The sequence below is a fragment of the Thalassotalea euphylliae genome, from assembly GCF_003390395.1.
GTDB lineage: Bacteria > Pseudomonadota > Gammaproteobacteria > Enterobacterales > Alteromonadaceae > Thalassotalea_F > Thalassotalea_F euphylliae_C.
This window is the reverse complement of record NZ_QUOV01000001.1, coordinates 1,263,843-1,283,222: the sequence shown is the minus strand read 5'-3', so window position 1 is coordinate 1,283,222 and position 19,380 is coordinate 1,263,843. Positions and strand designations below refer to the sequence as shown.

The window sequence follows — 19,380 nt, the reverse complement described above, 5'->3', positions numbered from 1 at the left end:
TTGATTTATTTGCGAGTGAAATAGCGGATCAGCACAAATAATGACATCAAGATACCACCTAAAAAAGTCCCAACAACGCAAATTATCGCTCTAAGTGGCTTAGATTTTTTTTCTGGAATATTAGGTGGATCGATAGGCTTAAAAACGTAATCATCACGTACTTTACTGAGCATCAGCTTTTTAGTTTGCTCCTCAATTAACGTATTGAACGTCTCTTGGAAATGACGATTACTCGTTTCATCAATGAGCCCTTTTAAGTACTCAATACTTTTAGAGGACTGCTCAACGTCATGTTGACGGATAGTTTCATTAATATCATTGATGAACATAGTCAGCCATTGCTGAGCGAGCACGGGCGAATAAAACTCAGCAGTCATCGTTAATACACCAGTCTTAGTATCCTCGCTTAAACGAATAACATCTTTGAACTCTTTAACTATATCTTCTTTCTTAGGGCGTGTTTCTTGGGTAGGGTTATCTCCGTACAGCCACAACTTTCGTTCACTGTCATACAGCGAGTTGTCAAGGATTAATTCACCACTTGCTATGTCCCACTCTTGTGCAGCCATCAAAGGAACCAGAATATTGTGTTTATTGACAAACTCCAAAATAAACGCTTGAGATGTCACCAACTCTTTAGCTATTAACGGGTTCGCTCCATCTTGTCCTGAGCCTAAATTGATCCCTGCAATTCCGGCCAAACCACCTAAACCTCCAGCTAAGGAAGCTAACTTACTGGTTGACTCAGTGTTAATAATAAGTGTTGTTTTAGACTTGTATTGATTCGGTAAATATAAAGCAATTGCTACCGAAAGTAGCGCAAAAAACAATGCGCCAATAACAATTGTTAACTTCCCCTGCCATAAGGCAGAAAATAACTCGCTTAAAGAAATTTCTTGCCTATTCAACTGCTCAGTCAACCTAGATTCTCCCTTCAACTAATTTTCTTAGCCATTAACAACCGCAACAACCCTAGACCACATTTCTTCAGTTATCGCTTTATATTTATCTGCGTTTTTATTGATACAATTAACGAATTCTTGATTATCGTTCAAGACATTATCCATTGACTCAACAAGCGCGTCTTCACTAGCAAGAGGATCAATTAACAACTCTGATACTTCATACTCACGGTATAGCTGCTCATATTTGTGACTCCAACTAGTACCAAGGTTAGGAACACCTTGAGAAAGCGCACTAACACATCCATGAAAGCGTGAACACACAATTGCTTTTGATGCGCCAATAATGCCTTTTACTTTCAACGGGTGAGACTCTTCAATAACTTCAATACTATTATCAAAAAGTGCGTTGAGCTGATCACAAATATCCCGATCACCTTCACCTTCATGATTAAGAAGAACAGGAATAAAGCCTTGCTGTTTAACGCGCTCTATCAGCATTTGCATGATACTGATATAATTTTTCTTCCAATCTAGATTTCGATTCTTAACACCAATCATATTCGAATTCGGCACAAAGCAAACTTTCTTGTCGCCGCCTTGCCAATAATCCGGCACAATTCCCTTTACAGCATTAGTAAAATCAGGCATCTGTATTAAATTACTTGCATCGCCAATAATGCCACGAATATTGTTATAAGAGTCTTCTTCACGAGCACAAATTAATGAGGCGTTGGGCAGGGATGCCTTAAGTGTCTTAATGTCTTTTTCACGAGTAAATGGCCCTAGCGCCTGCGGTAAGAATATATATTTACACCCGTGTTTTTTATAACGATTCAGCTCTCCCCCTAAATGCGTAACTTTCAATGCGCCCCATTGATCTCCATAGGCAAAACCAGCAGCATCTAGCACAACGTCTATATCTGCCTCTGTCACTATGCCCCACTTTTTAAGATAGTTTCGTACAGACTTAGGGAGATAATATGCAAAAGAGTTTAAATCCAACACATTCTTACGTAGCGATAACTTTTGATAAGCGCCGAGTAAAGCTCGCGACTTATAAGGCGAGAAAGGGTTACCTTCAAGCACAATTTCAGCATCAGGCCAGTACTGTTTTACTCTCTCAACTACAGATGCCAACATTAGTTCAGCACCTTTATTGACAAACTGAACCCCTTTAATTTCGATAAACATTAATGAATTTCCTTAAGCAACAACTGAGCGCTTTTCTTTTGAGAATATGGAATCTGGCCTTCTGACTGAGCATAGCCAATGGCAATCATCATAATTGGCCTCAAGTGAGCCGGAAGGTTTAACTTTTTAGCTAATTTTACTTCGCAAACCTCGATATCAGGCCAGTTAATTGGGCATGAAGAAAGACCTATAGTCTCAAGTGCTAGCATCAGTTGCATCGACGCTAAACCGCCGTCAATGTATATCACATGACGATCTCGCTCAGCAGGGTATGAAGATAAGTCCCCGACAACAACAATTAAGGCCGGAATATTGTCAGCAAAACCAGTTGTGCCCATCGCAATTGATGACAACTCCGCAGCTTTTGACTGGTCAACTGTAGTATAAAATTGAAATGGCTGACGATTGCAAGCGCTAGGGGCTTGAGAAGCCATTTCAATCGCTTGCTGTAATTTATCAAGTTCAACCGGTTTGTTTTCGTACCAACGAACAGAGCGGCGTTGTTTAAATAAACTCTCTAATTGCTGCTGCGTTATAGGTGACTTGACTCTTTGATTGTGTTGATAAGGCAATGAATCAGCGTCAAGGTCAAAGCTCATTAGAGTCAACTGTTCAAATTGAGACCTTGCTCGGTCTAACACAGAAGAAGAGCCAACCACTTCAAAGTATTTCACCAGCACGTCTTGCGCCCATTTCAACTCGTCTTTACACATCTCTGTGCTCTGCAAACAGTTTTGGAAACAATCGATCGTTTCTCCGATATATGCCTCAGCGAACACTTCTCGTCTGGGTTGCATAATCAACCCCTTTTCCAATCGATGAGTATTGCGGCGCAATAAAATACTTGATTGTTCAATCGTTTTAAGTGATTTGGTATACCTAAGTCTGCCTTGCAGCACGGCATGGTGCTCTCGCCGAAATTGGGTACTAAAAAAACAATAATAAATTGAACTTAAAAAAGGGTGTTTGCTAAAAGTCGGATAGATTTTGCTGTCTAAATCACTGACAATATTTTTTAATTTTACGAGTGTTGACGGCGATAACACTTTTCTTAATAAAGACTTCATGACAAATTTTTAGTTAGTAGAGTTTAATGATATTACAGGCAAGAAATTTGCTCACCAATTAACCAACATACAGCTAATAATCTAGCGAATAAAAAATCAAGCAGGAGAGTTTACCTTACGGGCAAATAAACGGCTAGGGAAAAACATAGACTTCGTCATTATTTTAGCCATTGGCCAAGTAGCAGGATGAAATAGCAGCACCACGTAAGATGCAAAAGCGTATGCAATTACAGTAGAAATGGCTGCTCCAATTCCTTGGTATTGAGGAATTAGATAATAATTTAATGCGACATTTACCACTGCGCCGACGCCATGGGTAATTAACGAAAATTTCACTAGATTTTCAGCTAAGATCCACTTACTTAGCAACGCCCGCATGAATACAAATAGCCCGGCCCAAATATGAATAGCTAAAATAACACCAGACGCTTGAAACTCTTCGCCAAATAACAACAAAATAAGCCAATCGCTTGTAAAATAAATCACGACAGCAATGATCAACGCAAAAGCAAACAATGCATCACACAATTGCTGTAACTTTTTCTTATAGCTAGCCTCCGAGGACTGCTTGAGTTTAAGTAATGATGGAAAAAACGAAGCAACTATAGCAACGGGAAAAAAATACCAGACTTCTGATATTCGGCTAGCCACAGCATACACACCAACTTCACGAGTTGAGACCATCTCAGCTAGCATCAACTGATCTATTTTTAAGTAAATAATCGAAGCAACACTAGAAAGTATCAACCACTTTGATTGCTTAAGAACATTGGAACCATAAGAAAAATCGACTCCTGAGAACAAGCGAGCTTTCGACTTATATAGATAAATAAATAAAAAGCCCAACGAAATCAAAAGCGATTCAATTGCGGCCAACCATACAAAAGAAGCTATATCAGCATTAAAGTAGACGGCAACAAGCTTAGTTAATGAAATAAACAAGAGCACGATAAATCTTACTTTCACAATATATCGGGAAAGCACTTTTGCTTGAAACCAAAAATCGACAACATGGAAAGCAACAAATAAGTTAGCAAAAGCCAGTATAAAAAATAAAGATTCTAGCTCTACTTTGATGGTTAGCACTTCTAACGAAACTATTGCGACCAATAACACAAATGCCAGCCCTCCACCAATCAGTCGGAAGGCAAGTGCGGTACTCACAATTAATGATTGACGCTCGGGGGTATTTACTACCTCTCGGGTAATAATCGCATTCATACCTAGTGAGGTTAACGGCACCATCAAGGCAACACTTGCTAGGAAAAAGCTCAAAGTACCAAATAGCTCAGGCCCTAAATGACGCGCAACAAAAATATTAACCAGTAATACCAACGCCATAGAAAACAATTTCTCAGAGGTCAACCATAAGGTATTTCGAATTGCTGGTGAGTGAAATTTTTTCAATAATTGATTATGTGACAAGCAATTTTTCCCGAACTTTACTATGTTGAAGTGAAAACTTAGGTATTATACGGAAAAATAAAAACTTTGTAGGCGTTACTTTGAAATCAATATATTTACTGTTACCCACAATTTTAGCTTTGTTAGTTGGGTGTAACTCAAGCACGTCTACAAATAATGAAGTGGAAACTATCCCCCCTGAAAATTTCAGCTTCCCCATAACCAAATCACAAGTGCTTGACCTTGCTATTGCCAAATATAAGCTACAAGCCACTAGGCTATCACCAGACGAAGGCTATATCCGCGAAGCTACAAATGGCCAATGGCACCAGCAAAACTGGAAAGATTGGACAGACGGTTTTTTTCCCGGCGTCTTATGGCAATTAGCATTACTTGATGAATCACTAATTCCACTTGCCGACAAATGGACGACTCCCTTAGAAGGACACAAGGATTTTGATAACCATGATCTTGGCTTTATCTTTAACAACAGCTACGGGAAGGCTCTAAGGTTAACAAATGATGATAAATACAGCCCGCCATTAGAGTTTGCAGCAAACCACTTAAGTAGACGTTACAGTCCACAAGTAATGGCGATACGTTCATGGGATTTCGGTAACTTCGCTTATCCGGTAATTATCGACAATATGATGAATTTAGATTTGCTTTGGTATTCTGCAAAGCAATACAACTTAGCCAATCACTACCAAATAGCTGAGCAACATGCGCTCACAACTCAACAAAATCACCTTAGAGATAATGGCACTAGCTTCCATCTAGTAGACTTCTCACCTAGCTCTGGAGAAGTAGTCAACAAACAAACCGTACAAGGATTTGCGAATAGTTCAACTTGGGCTAGAGGTCAAGCTTGGGGAATTTATGGCTTCACACTGGCTTATGTTGAAACTAATAATAAGAATTTTTTAGCCAGCGCACAAAAGTTGGCTGATTACTTTATTAGCACTCTACCAACGGACGGTGTTCCCGCTTGGGACTTTGACCTAAGAGCAGATCAAAACATTAAGGACAGCTCAGCTGCTGTTATTGCAGCATCAGCAATTTGGCAGCTAAGTCAAGCTGTTAGCAGTGAGGAAAGTATTCGCTATCAACAAGCCTCAAAAGCTCTAATCAATAACTTATTGAACGATAACTATTTAGATATCAATCCGAATAGCCCTGCCTTGTTAAAGAAAGCATCGGGCAATGTTCCCGCCAATAAAGAAGTTGAAACATCACTTATTTATGCAGACTATTACTTCATCGAAGTTTTGATGTTGCAAATAAATAAAATAACTCTTCCAAGCTAGTGAACAAATAAACCAATTAAACCAATTAAGGAGCTAGTATGCACACCAATTGTATTGAAGTTAAGACCTAAACTGTTGGACAACCTATAGAGTATATTTCCCCCCATTTCTTCTCAAACTTTATGCTTTTAAATTGCCTATATATAGTTAAATGGAAAGTTTAAGGCCCTCTATCGGAATTAACTACTATTTATCGTAGCTTCTTCGTATAAACCTAAACAAATTTTTTCATTAAATACAAAACATTAATAAAACTTGGTATTATCACGAGCTTTTTGTTTTACCTATTTATTAGTTGTTTTCGATACTCGTCGCATAAGCAACTATTTATCCATATCTTCCATAAAAAGGACGTAGTATTTATGAGGAAGTCTATAGTTTCAGTCGTCTTATTAGCCGCATTGTCAACTTCATATGCCAGTACAGCGGAACTTTCCCAGTCATTTGATAGTCACGACAAGACGTTCACCTTGTATAAAACTATCGAAGATAACAATGGTCAGCTCGGTTTTTACAAATCAAACGATGGGTTAAGTTCAGGGTTTATTCGAATTGACCGAACAGGTAATCCTGTCAGCTATATTTCTGGAGAGTTTGGCTCAGCGATTTCAAATGCTTTACCCCAGCATAAAAAGCTGATGACATTAACACCAGAAGCACGTAAGCAAACTATTTTTCATACGGTTACCAAACAAGTAAGCCCACCCGAAAAAAGCAAGCGCTTAAAACAAGAAAAACAAGAACAGTTAAGCATCACCGATAATGAAGTAACTGTAAGCTTTGTCGTTGACTTTGACTCAATAAAAGAAGCCTGGATAGCACAAGGTAACTTTGGCCTGACTCCCTACCAACAAATACAGGCAGGCATTGACAGGGCGAACCTAATTCTCTTGAACTCTGGCATTACAGAGTTCACATATCAACTGGGCGATATCATTCAACTGAAGCAATGGCAAGATAACAATGTTTTTAGCAATTTCGTACAAGGAGATTACAACGCTACTGATAACAATATTGCCTTGGCATTAGCTAAAGGTAAGGCCGACAGAGTTGTGTTTTTAGCGTCGGATGCCATTATGGGTGGTTTCTTTTTAGGACTTGCCCCCCAATGGCAGTTTACTGAACATAATGAAAACCAGGGCCAGGTATATGGTCAATTTTATGACAGAACTTTAAGAGTCAGCTCAAAAACCTTACCGACGGATGTAATTGCCCATGAGCTTGGCCATACCTTAGGGCTTGGCCATGAGCGCAGAAATAATGGTGAAGAATATGACTATGCAACCCCTTATGGCTTTACCGATATTGAAGGTAGTTTAGCGACAGTAATGAGCTATGGCATAGATTGTCAAGAATACTGCCGTCATCGCCCAGATGTGTTTAGCAACCCTGACGTAAAGATCAATGACCGAGCGGTTGGTAAATCGAATGATTTTGTTGATGCTGCAGATAACGCTGGCTTTATCAAAAAAACTTGGCCAATGACCACGTATACTCAATTTGAGTTACAGCCATTCACACAACAAGTAGCAAATGGCGAATTAACGCTGTCTTGGCAAAATGAATCAGGCCTACTATCGCAAACCCTTTATATATCATCAGATAGGTGCCCTAACCTGCCAAGCCCACTAGATACCAGCCCACTGTATTACGAAGTGGATAATAAATATTCTGAAACACAGTTAGCTAAAGGGAAAACCTCTTTCACGCTGAAACACCCGTCAAGTGAATCTTGTGCAATCCTTGTTGGCAAATACAGTTTTAACGGTACCGAGTTATATCGCCCTATTGCCATGAGTGAGCTTAATAGCAGCTTTAATAACAAGTTGTTTGTCACGGTTAATCAACATGACATTGAATTTACTGATTTTGGCCAAGCCAAATCAATAACGGCCACACTATCAGACCAATCTTTGGCAAGTAGCCTGGAAGTTCAGGTAAAAGATAACTTTAATCGAGAACTAAGAGGAGTCGACGAGTATAAGGAATTGAGTACTGCCTCTTTTAGTTCCTGGCTCTCGGCGACAATATCAAACAATGGGCAGCAGTCAGAAATAACCCTATCACTGAGCAATGATATCAATGATTATGCCTCACTGCTCACTCACCTTGACTATGGCTTTTTTAACATGAGTACTGTGCCAATGCGATTATACAATCGCGCAAACGGGGCTAGCAGTTATTTTTGGGTTAATTTGGCAACATTGTTTAGCAAATTTCCAGCCATAACTTTAAATAGCTCATCTGCTTTATATACTCATGCTGATACAACTGGTTCAGTAACGGCGATACTCGACAACATTGTTAATGCAAAGGATATCAACATTAATTCCGTTAGCGATGATAGCAGCTGGGAACTAGAATCTTCGGTCATCAAACCTCTAGGCGTTAACCAATATAAAGTTACCCTAACGGCACCTAAGCCTAACAATAATGATATCCCTCATACAGCAACTATTGCTATTGGCCAGACCGGTGTTCAGCAATCCGTTAACTTTTATACCGCTGACTGGCCTTATGCTGAGATGACTGAAGCTAACTACACCACCACTGTAGGTAAACCGATTGCGATTAGTACGAGGGTATACAATAAAGACGTGCAGGCAGGTGAATTCTCTGGTTACAACGTTGAATACTCAACCGCAAACTTTGAGCAAAGTGAATTTGTAGCGCGGTCTGGTTCTTCACTCAAGCGGCTAAATAATGGAACTCCCCAAGTCACCTATGATATGGAATTTAGTAAAGCCGGTGATTATGCATTTAAAGTGTATAGTTTTGAGGGAAACTTAGGCTACCCCATTGGCCAGTTTAACGTATCAGTCACTTTACCGCCTGGCGAAGCCGACTCAGACGGCGATGGCGTGCTCGATAAAAACGATGCCTTTCCTAATAACCCTGAAGAGTCAAAAGACTCTGATGGCGACGGTGTGGGCGATAATAGTGATGTTTTCCCATTGGATGCCTCAGAGTATTTAGACACCGATGGTGACGGGATTGGTGATAATAAAGACGATGACCGCGATGGTGACGGCGTTGATAATAGTCAGGATGCCTTCCCGCTCGATGCCACCGAAAGTTTGGATACCGATGGCGATGGTACTGGCGATAACAGCGACCAAGATATAGATGGTGACGGCATTGCTAACCATTTAGATTGCTCACCGCGGGACAAGATGGACACTAGCTATTGTGGCACTACCCACATGGATTTTGATGGCGATGGTAAGGCGGATATTGCCGTGCGCCGTTCCGCTACATTCTATAACTATGTGCTTAATAGCAAACAGACTGATATCGGTCGTCATGTCTTTGGCCGCCAACAAACAGATATTCCTGTATCAGGGGATTTTGACGGTGACGGTATAACCGATATAGCGGTAAGACGCCCTTCAACCTATGCCTGGTATATTCAAAACTCATCTGGCGTGGATCGCACAACCAAGCACAGAGATGGAATAACCCGTGTGTTGTTTGGTCGTGACAGTGCAGATATTCCAGTGCCAGCAGATTATGACGGCGACGGCATCACAGACATTGCTGTGTGGCGACCTACAAATCAATATTTCTATGTGAAAAACTCGTCCGGCAAAGATTTAGCTACGGGCTTTGCAGACGGTATCACACGACGAAAGTTAGGCACACATAGTTCTAATATTCCGGTGCCCGCCGACTATGACGGTGATGGAAAAGCTGATATGGCTGTCAGAAACCCAGAGGCTTTTACCTGGACTATTATTAACAGCGCGGGTGCCGATTTGTTAACCGGTAATAGCGACGGCATATCTCGCAAAATATTCGGTAAGCATTCGGCTGATATCGCTGTTCCTGCAGATTTTGATGGAGATGGTAAAGCGGATTTAGCCGTGCGACGTCCATCTAATCAATTCTGGTATGTACTTAACTCATCTGGAGTTGACTTACTCACAGGCAATAGTGACGGAATTACACGCCGTCGATTTGGTAACCAAGAAGCCGATATTCCAGTGGTTGCAGACTACGATGGCGACAGCCGTGCTGATATTGCAGTACGCCGCCCATCGACTATGACATGGTACATACTAAATTCAACAGGAAAAGACTCCCTAACAAGTAAGCATGACGGTATTACCCGCCGACAGTTTGGGTTAAAGACAACAGACATTCCTTTAGCAGCTCCTGTTACAATTAAAATGACAATGCTTGACTAGTCAGAGGGCTCTGTCTGAGATTTGTATAAGAACAAAAGCCGAGCTGTATTAATGCTCGGCTTTTTTGTTTGAGTATGTCAGGTAAAAGATTTCACGAATGTGCAAGCACAAGCAATCGAATTAACATTGTTGCTTGACGCTAAAATATAATTTGATTTGCACGCCAGTTTTCGTATGTATTCCAATACTCAGCTTCGTTGACCATGACTTTATCAAACGCCGGAATATATACTGGTCGGTATAGTTGTTTAGTCGATTGGTAAAGAGACACCTCGTCGATAATTTCGCTCGTTTGTGTATCTAAGACAAGCTCTGTTAATTGGTAGCGATTGTCGTCACGCTTGTGCGTCACCAATACTTTAACCAGTTCTCCGTCAGCTGAAGCACATTGCTTGATAGATGCGCCAGTTATATACACGTTATCACCCAGCATGCCGGAAAAAGTTCCCAATTCAAGATGCCGTGGCTGTATATTAGGCTCTGAAGATTCTATAACTTGCAGTGTTAAACGCCAATTGCTGCCCACTCTCATAGAGCGTAAGTGGCAGGTTGACTGATCTCGCACTTTTACATCCAGCAATCGAATGTTAGTGGCATTTACATTTTTTATAGAAAATTCAGTTATTGGTTTACTAGCCTTATTCAAATCTAACAATTCGCCTCTTGCTTGTAATTCAGCTGCGAATATTAAAGTGTGAATAATTTTCTGATCTAAATCTAAAGGATGTTTAGCTAAGGTGAGTAAAATATTTTCCGATGCATCAATTGGGGCTTTGTCCATTAGTACGTAATTTCTGCCGGATGAAAGCTTGAGGCGAGACCAAGGTGACCAGTCTTGATTACCTTCACTTTTAACAAATATACCCCACCCCAATTCTTTATCCCTGGTCAGTAAATAAATATCACTAGCAATATCTAAGAGTTGAACATAGGTAGCGCCGTTGGCCAAGAATAATTCTTGCTCAAACGTCAAGTTGAATGCTTCGTCAAAATAAGCAAGTTGTATTAAACCTTGGCCATCAGAGAATTCGTCATTATGGCCAGTTCTTGCCACTAACCAACCATTAGATAGCTTAATAACGGCAGGGGCATTGTGTTCATCTGATTTAAACTTTCGGGGGAAGCTATGCTCCGCGAGTACCTGACTAAGCTTAGAGTCAACAAAAGCGACCCATTGTCGGCTTTGACCTCGCTCACGTTTAACACCAGTTACAGCTATCGTTTCCTGTGATGTTGCGAACAAATCGCCAATCCAATATGAATAGCCACCGTCACAGCTAATTAGTGAGTCTTTGACATTACAGATAGCTTCAGAATTTTCTGCCTCGCCACTGCTATTACAAGAAGCCAAAAACCAAGTTAAACCCAATACATAAAACAATCGCATTTTTGAACACACCGCTAAATTTCCCCAATTGGCTTTGAAAAACCGACCATTAACTAGAAGTTTTCGCTCTAAATAAACAAGCTAGCAAAAGCAAAAATAGTAAATAATAGTTCAACGACCCACCACCACTTTTTTGCTTAACACTAAAAGTAATTTCCTGTTGCGCTAATGCAACGCCATCATTCACTTGAAGTAAAAACTTAACGCTAGTCGACTGCTGCCCTGAAATTGAGGGGGTAAGAAAGACCAATGAAGAGTCAGAAGAATGCAGAATTGAGGCGCTAGGGCCGGCAACCTGCTCCCAATTTATTGTTAATTCATCGCCATCTACATCATTTACTTCAACATTTATCTCTACAACCTCTAACTCAGAAGGAGTATCGTTACTTACTGAATAACTGATACTCGGCAGATCGTTTTCGGGAGTAACAATAACATCGACCTCGACAAGATTAGATGACACAAAATCATCAATAACTTGAATAGTATACTTATCTGCACCATTAAAGTTTAAGACTGGTTGATAGCTAATCTTTTCTGCTTCGATTAAAACATTGCCATTAAAGGGCTCTTGTTTTAACAAAACCTCTGCAGATGAGCTATCCAAAGCAAGTTCAAATATCAGTTTGTTGTTAGTACTTCCAAGCACCTCGATAACATTAAGGAAACCAACTAAGTCACGCTTATCAAACTCTAGTAGACCAAGGCTATCTTCTTTAACTTCTAAAGCTTCAAAGTCTGCCACTTCGACTGACCTTGGCTTTATTGCGGTACTTAAATCAAATGTTCCTCCCGGCTCATTTACAATTAAATAAGTAAAATTTTCACCATCCTTAAGATCTAATACAGGAGAGGCATTAGCACTAGCAAGTAAGTTATAGCTCACTTCTTGTGTTTGATTTTGCAGCACGCTAATACTAGTCTCAGAAACTTCTTGCTGATCCAAAAAGTTAAACCATAGCTTGTTTGTGCCTTCCTCGATAATTAGCTGATACTTTTGAACTTGGCTAGCACCTGAAAAATGAGTCCATTCAATAATCGAATACACTGTCTGTTGATTGAAAAGCTCCGCAAAACGAACTTCAGAGGTTATCGCTGGTATATTGTCTAACATAGCCGTATTAGTTTCTGGTGCTTGGCCTAGCACTATGATTATTGGCTGCTCTTCTCCTGTTACAGGGTCGGAAATGTATACTCGGCCATCAAGTGCAACATATAGCGTTTTATAGTTAACACCTTGAAAATAAATATCAGTATTGACTTGCCAAACATCATTATCACAAGTTACCGCACAGCTAAACGCGCCAATATTAAAAGACGATTGCAATGGCAAATAACCAAAAAAGCTTTCTATAAACGGCGTGGCAAATAACCTTGGAGCGGTTAATTCACCTTGCCAAACAAGTTGATTATTATCTATGTCTAAACTTTCGTTTAGCGCATTTGGAGAGATTCTGGTTTGTTCTCTAATAAATTGGTTTTCACCAGTCAAAGATAAACTATATGAAACACTCGTATTTGGTGATGTATTAACTACCTTTCGTTCGAGATCTATGAGTTGACTAGAAGCTGTCGGCTCAGCAAATGTTTTCAGTGAAACAAGCAGACAACATAGCGCAAGGAGTATTTGAGATGCAGGCATTTAAGTATAAACGTGAAACGTAATTTATAAGCGTTAGATTACTATAGTTAATGTCAGGTGAAAATATTTAACACTGCCCCCTAAAGATTTACCTCCACATTTGCTATGGACAACTACTATTGAAACAGCCCTTTACAGACGCTAAAAAGTAAAAAGGCTCCCTAAGGAGCCTTTTACATAAGATTTTTAACTAAGACAAATTAGTTGAAGTCTTTAGTACAAGAAGTGTTAACACTACCAGTAGTTGCGTTAACTACTGCTGTGTGTGCACTTGTTAGTGCTGTATTAGCAACTACAGTACCGTCTGCTTGGTATGCAGTAGAAGATACTGAACCAGTAGCTTTACACTGTACTGAACGGTATTGTGAAGTAGGTAAGCTAGTACGTACGTCATTTTCACGGTAGAACGGGTAAACAGTTACGCCACTTGGTGCATTAACAGTAATGTTAAGGCTTAGCTTAGTACCTTCAGTTAAACCGAATGCTGTTACGATGTCGTTTTCAGAGATCTTAGTAACAGTTTGGCCTTCAGCTAGTTGAGATAACTGAACTGGCGCGTATACAACACCGTTGTTATCGATAGCGTCGATAGTGATTTCACCAGCTACTTTAGAAGCGTTAGCAACTTCAACGTTAGAAGAAAGGTTACCGAAACCTACTGGGAAGTAAGGAACGTTAACGTTTGTACCGTTTAAGCCCCAAGAACCAGCCGCTTTACCGTTTTCGTCGTACGCTGCTGCAACAGAAGCTGCTGTAGCGTATGCAAAATCGATATCAACGTTGTAAGACTGTGCAGTCATTACACGGTCATCAGAACCGTTAATTGTTACCGTTGCAGGTAATGCTTGAGCAGCTGTACCTGAGAAAGCAGTTGCTGCAGTAACCATAGTGAAAGATTGGAAATCTTTCGCGAATGTAGCACCAGTTACAGTTACGTCTGAGTCTAATTTCTCATCACCATCAGCATCTAAGTATGAGAAATCACCGTTAACTGTTACAGTTTTTACAGCAGCTGCAGTAGTAGCAGGTAAAATGTCTACCTTAGCACTGCGAACTTCAACAGCGATCGTATCGTTTGATGTACCATCAGTGAATAGTTCACGATCTTCTGTTACGTCGATAGTTGCGTCAAACGCAGTTGTCACTTTAGTTGAGAACTGAGAAACAACGTTTGTTAAGTCAGCATTTGCAGAATCGATGATCGCACCACCAACACTAGAAACTAATTCTAGTTTAGCTGTAACTTTAGCGCCTGCTGCAACTGATTCAGGAGTGATTACTAAGCCAGTAATAGTAATTGTATCACCATCGTTTAAGCCAGTAGCAGTAGCGTCATATGGCATTTCTAAAACGTTAGCAGCTGTGTAAGTAACACCAGTATTAGCTTCTAAATCGTCATCAGCTGTGTTAGTGGCAGCTTCTACACGTGCATCTAGTGCTGTAGCAGGGTTGAATGAAGCACCAGTTAGCGTTAAGCGAACAACTGCCAATGAGTCGTGAGCTTCTACAGAGCTTGAATCAGCAACATCACTTAACGTGTAAGTTAGTGTGTTAGAAGAAATGTTGAATGTAGTTGCACCAACTGCACCTTCAGCAGATACAAGTACTGCAGCGTTATTTACACCGTTAACAAGTACACCAGTACCGTTTGCTGTTAAAGATGCAGGCGCAGCCAAAGCAGCAGTAGACAAACCAGCAAGAGACATTGCTAGAAGTGTTTTTTTAAACATAATTGTTTTCCTTTATTTCCTAGTTTCATGAAACTGAAAACGAAATACTACCCGTAATTTCCACTGATAATATCGCCATTCAGAATTTTCTGAGGAACAACCTCAAAACTTGTTAGTGTCTAGGCAGATTCATTTTACCTAGCCACACTAAATAAACAGTCGTAGTGTAGAATATTCATCCTGCCACAAGACTGTCAAGCAAATATCTAAAAAAATGTAACTTTTCTTTTGAATTTGCTGATAATTTATTCATAAACAAATGGACTCTTCTGATGCACGAAAATTTGATTTAAAAATTCGTTCAAGTTGTCCACACGTTTATATTAGTACTTTATTGGCGTGAAGTATCGCTTTCAAATTTAAGACTGTCAAGCGCATTGAAAAACTTGCTTTTCAGATGCCCCCATTCTTCTTCACGTTGAATAATTTGTGGCGTTACCAATATCACCAGCTCTGTTTTATCCGTTAAATCGGTGTCCACTCTAAATAAGTGCCCTATCAATGGAATATCACCAAAAAACGGAACCTTAGATTCAGATACCGTATTGTTCTCACTAATTAGGCCACCGAGCACAATTGTTTGGCCGCTGTTAGCAACAACTTCTGTGGTTACCGAGCGTTCAAAAATGGACGGCGAACCATTTACCACAGCGCCCCCATCTACCGTATTGCTGATTTTTTGATTGATATTCATGATCACTACACCTTGCGCGTTCACCGTCGGTGTGACTTCCAGTTCAATACCCGTTTTACGATAATCAATTGAGGTAGTTTCACGCTCACCACCGATAGGGTCGGTTGTCGTAGAGCCTACAACAGGAATATCTGTACCCACAGTGATACTAGCAGTCACCCCATCTCTTACCACGAGTGACGGACGAGATAAGATATTTACTAAACTATTGTCTTGAGATAGCGCGGTGCGGATATTACCATTTTGACCGACAAACGAATAAGAAAAACCGCCTACCGCATCTAAACCAAGTGCTCCATCAGTCCCCAGTGAAAAGGTATTGTTGCCGCTGGTTTCACCGTATGCAAACTCAACGCCCTTTTTAAAGTCATCACGCAAGGTAACTTCTGCTAAGGTCATTTCCAGAAAAACCTGCTTTGGTAAAATATCAAGTGATTTAATTATTGGTAATAACTTTTGATACTCGACGCCAGTACCATTAATAATCAGCGTATTACTGCGTTCATCAACTGCTACTGTTATGTTAGAGTTCGAATTAACCGAAGTTCTTCGTTTGCTGGTTGGCTGTGACGCTTTATTTGGATTTGCCGCTGAATTATTTGACTCTCTGTTTGAGCTACCACCAGAAACATCGACAATCGCAGATAAACTCTCACCTAAGTCGGCCGCTCTAGCGTAACGTGGATGATAAATAAAATATCCAACTTCGCCTTTATTACTGGCAACATCTAATTGTTTTGTCCAGAAATCCACTCGCTTAGCAATAACGTCTGACTTTGCAAACGCGATGATCATCCCTTTACTGACCAAAGGTACTAATACAACCGAGCTATTTTGCTGGTCATTGATACCAACGCTGATGCCCTCGCCTTCCATTACGGTTTTTAATTGGGTTGCAAAATCTTCTGCGTCATTAAACACAAGATTGATCACACCTATATGCTGAGCTAATGCATTAGGTTGGTCAATTAATCGAACAAACTCTAACGCTTTTGCAACATCTTCTCGCTTACCACTTAAAAAGAGTAGGTTACCGGTTCTCGATTGAGAAAACTGGGCATTTGAAATACTTCGCAGTATTAGCGAGTAACTTGATGCCGATGAGTACAACAGTGGTACTACTTGAAAAACATCTTGGCCAGAGCTAGGTAAATCACCAGCTTCTTTACCTATACCATATGAAAAACTCTTTGACTGGCCAGCTGTATCCTTGGCGATAACATAAAGCACGTTATTTTTGTTAACCAGCGTATATTCGCGTTGCTCGAGTAAGTCTTCAGCCAACTCAAATGCAGCCAATGCCGTCATACCTTCTTTTAAGTTTAATGATACCGTGTAGCTATCCGCAGCCGCTTTATCATCTAATACATAATCAATTGACAGTAGCTCGCCAAATAAGTGATGAATAAAGGCACTTAAATTTAGGCCGTCTGCCGCTATCTTGATATTCTTGCTTGTATTGTCTAATTTAGCTTTAAAGTCTTCTGCCACGCCAAGTTCAGAACGTTTTACATCAATACTTTCAAGTTTTGTGAAGCTCGATACGCGGCTATCTCCAACTGGCGTTTCATTTTGCACTTGAGCTTCAGCCAATCTGCCATCGTCTTTGGCACGTAAAAAAGAATCACTGATTACTTTCGTATTTTCTATTTCTTGGTTAGCACCGGTTAATTGGCAACTAGCTAAAAACAATACTGAAGGTAAACATACTGATAGCTTGTTTAATTTAATTTTCATTAGTGTTTATCTTTGTACTTAATTGAATTCGGTTACTTTCTTTAAATAGTGTCAGCTCTACTGTTTCATCATTATTAGAGAGTGATAATGAGCTTGTGGATATACCTTTAACCCGGTATTCGCCCACAGAGTCTTCTAGGTTTAATATTCTAGACTCCAAAAAGTTGTCACTGCCATCTTTGATTGAAGCTATCGCCCATGGACGTTTATCATTAAATATCGCGACTATGCTTAGCACTTCAACGCTTTCTTGTTGTTCTTTCTCGCCCTGACTTTTTTCCTGCTGAACTGCCTGCTGCCAACGAACATCAAATTTTAGATATTTTTCAAGCATATTAGCGCTAGCAATATCATCTTCCTTGATGTGTTTTGATAGCTCAGGCAGAGCATAATCTTTTACATTAGTGTTATCTCTAACGATTATCCTATTTACCATATCAGCAGATAAAAACACTAAGAAACATAGCATTAATATCACTTGCCATTTATTAACATTCACAATATTTCTCTACACTTCTCTAGGCATTACTTTGAATAAAAAACTTAAGGCTAATTCTTCCTTTAAATGTCCCCATGCTTTTCTCTAAATGCCGATTGATGTTAATTCTCAGTTCTTCAATTTTTGCTGCTGGGAAATTAGCCTCTATGTCGTAGTGGCTAGCAAGAAAGTCACTCATTCTGCCAGATAAACTAAGCTGGATTGTTACGGGGTACATATTTCCGCGATCTGGTGGAACCAGCCAAGCCGCTCTTTCTATTTTGATCTTATGCGAATTAAAGATGCCGACTAAGCTCTTCTGAGTGTTAATTTTAAAATTGTCTTCATCTACTTTAGGTACATGAGTATTAAGCTTAGCTACTTGCTCATCCAAATTTTCAATTGTCTGTTTTAATTCCGTCTCTATCGATAGCAATCTTTCCGCTTTTAGCGCTTGTCTCTTTTTAACAGAGGTATCAGCAATAAGCTCGTCTTGCCATTCAATGATTGGTACAAGTATAAATTTTGCTACTAATAAAAGAGCTAATAGCATAATTAGATATTGCTGATTAACAGGTATCTGCTTATTCATGTATAAACTCCAAAACGAACCGTTCTCCACCTCTTGTCGCGCGTTGAGAGCCTCTAAACTTGGGATCTTTCACTTTATCGATTTTATGTAGCTCTTCTAATACGGCTAATGCACTTGGTGCTACCCCTGATAAAAACACCTTATTTCCATCTAAACGAATTGCAGTGAACTTAACTTTCAAGTCGTATAATGGGTATAGAGTTTCCCAAAGAACAGATGACTTAAAGCCCGAGCTTTGAACACCTTCAATATCTTCGAGTAATTTTATATCACCTTCTAATTTTGACTTTTGAGTAAGGATTTCTGCGACTTGGCCTTTAGTTGTTTCTATTTTCTGAGTAACCGTATCATTCTCTATGTACAAGTAGAAACTTGTTAAGCAGAAATAACTCGCAACCAAGACTACTGAAGGTATAAAAAATTTGTAACTCAGCTGAGCTAATGACTTTGCTTTTCTTTTAAGCCTCAAAGAAACCAGTTTTTTATAAGGAAAAGTAAATAAACTAGCCTTTAGTTGGGCTATTAGTTGATGATGTTCAAGCTTAACGAACTTGTTAAATTGAACGCCTGCCGCATTAGCAAACAGCTCAGGAGTATTAACTATTGGCGATTTTAAAGACGAGAAAAAGCCGTTTGTAGTTACGATGTAATAGTAAGAGTTGGAGGCCACTGAAATTTCATAAACCACGTTTTTATCTAAGGTATATGACAACAGCAAGGTTTCTGGTACAGCAAACATCCCCTGTACATTATGATCTTTTTTTAACGTCCAGAAGTAAACATTTGTACCTTTTTGGACATCACTTTTTTCCACGCTATAGAGTTCAGCGCCGTAGTTTCCAAGCGCAATTACTTTACTTAGTTCGCGTTCATCGTCAACGGGAAAGAATTGCTGTGCCTCATCATAGTACTCTCTACTTAGAATAGTTATAAACGATCTTCTTTTTTGAGAGCTAGATGTAAATAGCTTGATGTTTTTCTTATCAGCCAAGTAGCTGATAAAGAAGTCTACCACTGATGATTTCAATTTATTGAATATATTCATACTGCAAATAACGC

General features: G+C 39.8%; 13 protein-coding genes. 2 read left to right on the top strand and 11 right to left on the bottom strand.

Features of this window, described 5'->3' with window-relative positions:
* Positions 1-5: 5 nt before the first annotated feature.
* The 4 genes from DXX92_RS05725 to DXX92_RS05710 form a co-directional block, all read right to left on the bottom strand.
* Complete coding sequence (locus DXX92_RS05725) at positions 6-920, bottom strand: Wzz/FepE/Etk N-terminal domain-containing protein (RefSeq protein ID WP_181901700.1); 915 nt, start codon at positions 918-920, stop codon at positions 6-8.
* Between the two features lie 27 nt (positions 921-947).
* Entirely contained in the window at positions 948-2,096 is a 1,149-nt protein-coding gene (locus DXX92_RS05720) for a polysaccharide pyruvyl transferase family protein (RefSeq protein WP_115999576.1), read from the bottom strand.
* Entirely contained in the window at positions 2,096-2,893 is a 798-nt protein-coding gene (locus DXX92_RS05715; RefSeq protein WP_245961403.1) for a nitroreductase family protein, read from the bottom strand. The genes DXX92_RS05720 and DXX92_RS05715 overlap by 1 nt, the downstream gene beginning before the upstream one ends.
* Positions 2,894-3,259: 366 nt before the next feature.
* Positions 3,260-4,588, bottom strand: coding sequence for a flippase (locus DXX92_RS05710; RefSeq protein WP_115999574.1), 1,329 nt, complete (start codon positions 4,586-4,588; stop codon positions 3,260-3,262).
* Positions 4,589-4,668: 80 nt separating this feature from the next.
* On the opposite strand from DXX92_RS05710, the gene DXX92_RS05705 reads away from it, so the two are divergent.
* Both DXX92_RS05705 and DXX92_RS05700 read left to right on the top strand, forming a co-directional pair.
* Positions 4,669-5,874 carry a glycoside hydrolase family 88 protein gene (locus DXX92_RS05705; RefSeq protein WP_181901699.1) on the top strand — a complete coding sequence of 402 codons (1,206 nt, stop codon included), beginning with the start codon at positions 4,669-4,671 and terminating at the stop codon, positions 5,872-5,874.
* Between the two features lie 362 nt (positions 5,875-6,236).
* The gene (locus tag DXX92_RS05700) at positions 6,237-10,061 is read left to right on the top strand and encodes an FG-GAP-like repeat-containing protein (protein ID WP_115999572.1); all 3,825 of its coding nucleotides are present in this window, start codon (positions 6,237-6,239) and stop codon (positions 10,059-10,061) included.
* A gap of 139 nt (positions 10,062-10,200) precedes the next feature.
* On the opposite strand, the gene DXX92_RS05695 is transcribed toward DXX92_RS05700, so the two are convergent.
* From DXX92_RS05695 to DXX92_RS05665, 7 genes are all read right to left on the bottom strand, one after another.
* On the bottom strand, positions 10,201-11,448 hold the full coding sequence (locus DXX92_RS05695; RefSeq protein ID WP_115999571.1) for a hypothetical protein: 1,248 nt from the start codon (positions 11,446-11,448) through the stop codon (positions 10,201-10,203).
* 49 nt (positions 11,449-11,497) lie between these two features.
* Positions 11,498-13,090, bottom strand: coding sequence for a hypothetical protein (locus DXX92_RS05690; RefSeq protein WP_147301936.1), 1,593 nt, complete (start codon positions 13,088-13,090; stop codon positions 11,498-11,500).
* Positions 13,091-13,290: 200 nt separating this feature from the next.
* Positions 13,291-14,820: a hypothetical protein gene (locus DXX92_RS05685; protein ID WP_115999569.1), complete on the bottom strand. Its 1,530-nt coding sequence runs from the start codon at positions 14,818-14,820 to the stop codon at positions 13,291-13,293.
* 331 nt (positions 14,821-15,151) lie between these two features.
* The gene (locus DXX92_RS05680) at positions 15,152-17,251 is read right to left on the bottom strand and encodes a secretin N-terminal domain-containing protein (RefSeq protein ID WP_115999568.1); all 2,100 of its coding nucleotides are present in this window, start codon (positions 17,249-17,251) and stop codon (positions 15,152-15,154) included.
* The gene (locus DXX92_RS05675; RefSeq protein ID WP_147301935.1) at positions 17,241-17,750 is read right to left on the bottom strand and encodes a hypothetical protein; all 510 of its coding nucleotides are present in this window, start codon (positions 17,748-17,750) and stop codon (positions 17,241-17,243) included. The genes DXX92_RS05680 and DXX92_RS05675 overlap by 11 nt, the downstream gene beginning before the upstream one ends.
* A 19-nt stretch (positions 17,751-17,769) precedes the next feature.
* Positions 17,770-18,321, bottom strand: a complete 552-nt coding sequence (locus DXX92_RS05670; protein WP_115999566.1) for a hypothetical protein — start codon at positions 18,319-18,321, stop codon at positions 17,770-17,772.
* A complete protein-coding gene (locus DXX92_RS05665) occupies positions 18,314-19,366 on the bottom strand; it encodes a hypothetical protein (protein ID WP_115999565.1) in 1,053 nt (350 codons plus the stop codon). Before DXX92_RS05665 ends, DXX92_RS05670 begins: the two co-directional genes overlap by 8 nt.
* Positions 19,367-19,380 lie beyond the last annotated feature (14 nt).

Bases quoted from the DNA above. Each gene is read 5' to 3' on its own strand.
- DXX92_RS05695 (WP_115999571.1), bottom strand. From the start codon at position 11,448: ATGCGATTGTTTTATGTATTGGGTTTAACTTGGTTTTTGGCTTCTTGT.
- DXX92_RS05685 (WP_115999569.1), bottom strand. From the start codon at position 14,820: ATGTTTAAAAAAACACTTCTAGCAATGTCTCTTGCTGGTTTGTCTACT.
- DXX92_RS05680 (WP_115999568.1), bottom strand. From the start codon at position 17,251: ATGAAAATTAAATTAAACAAGCTATCAGTATGTTTACCTTCAGTATTG.
- DXX92_RS05715 (WP_245961403.1), bottom strand. From the start codon at position 2,893: ATGCAACCCAGACGAGAAGTGTTCGCTGAGGCATATATCGGAGAAACG.
- DXX92_RS05700 (WP_115999572.1), top strand. From the start codon at position 6,237: ATGAGGAAGTCTATAGTTTCAGTCGTCTTATTAGCCGCATTGTCAACT.
- DXX92_RS05670 (WP_115999566.1), bottom strand. From the start codon at position 18,321: ATGAATAAGCAGATACCTGTTAATCAGCAATATCTAATTATGCTATTA.
- DXX92_RS05690 (WP_147301936.1), bottom strand. From the start codon at position 13,090: ATGCCTGCATCTCAAATACTCCTTGCGCTATGTTGTCTGCTTGTTTCA.
- DXX92_RS05720 (WP_115999576.1), bottom strand. From the start codon at position 2,096: ATGTTTATCGAAATTAAAGGGGTTCAGTTTGTCAATAAAGGTGCTGAA.
- DXX92_RS05665 (WP_115999565.1), bottom strand. From the start codon at position 19,366: ATGAATATATTCAATAAATTGAAATCATCAGTGGTAGACTTCTTTATC.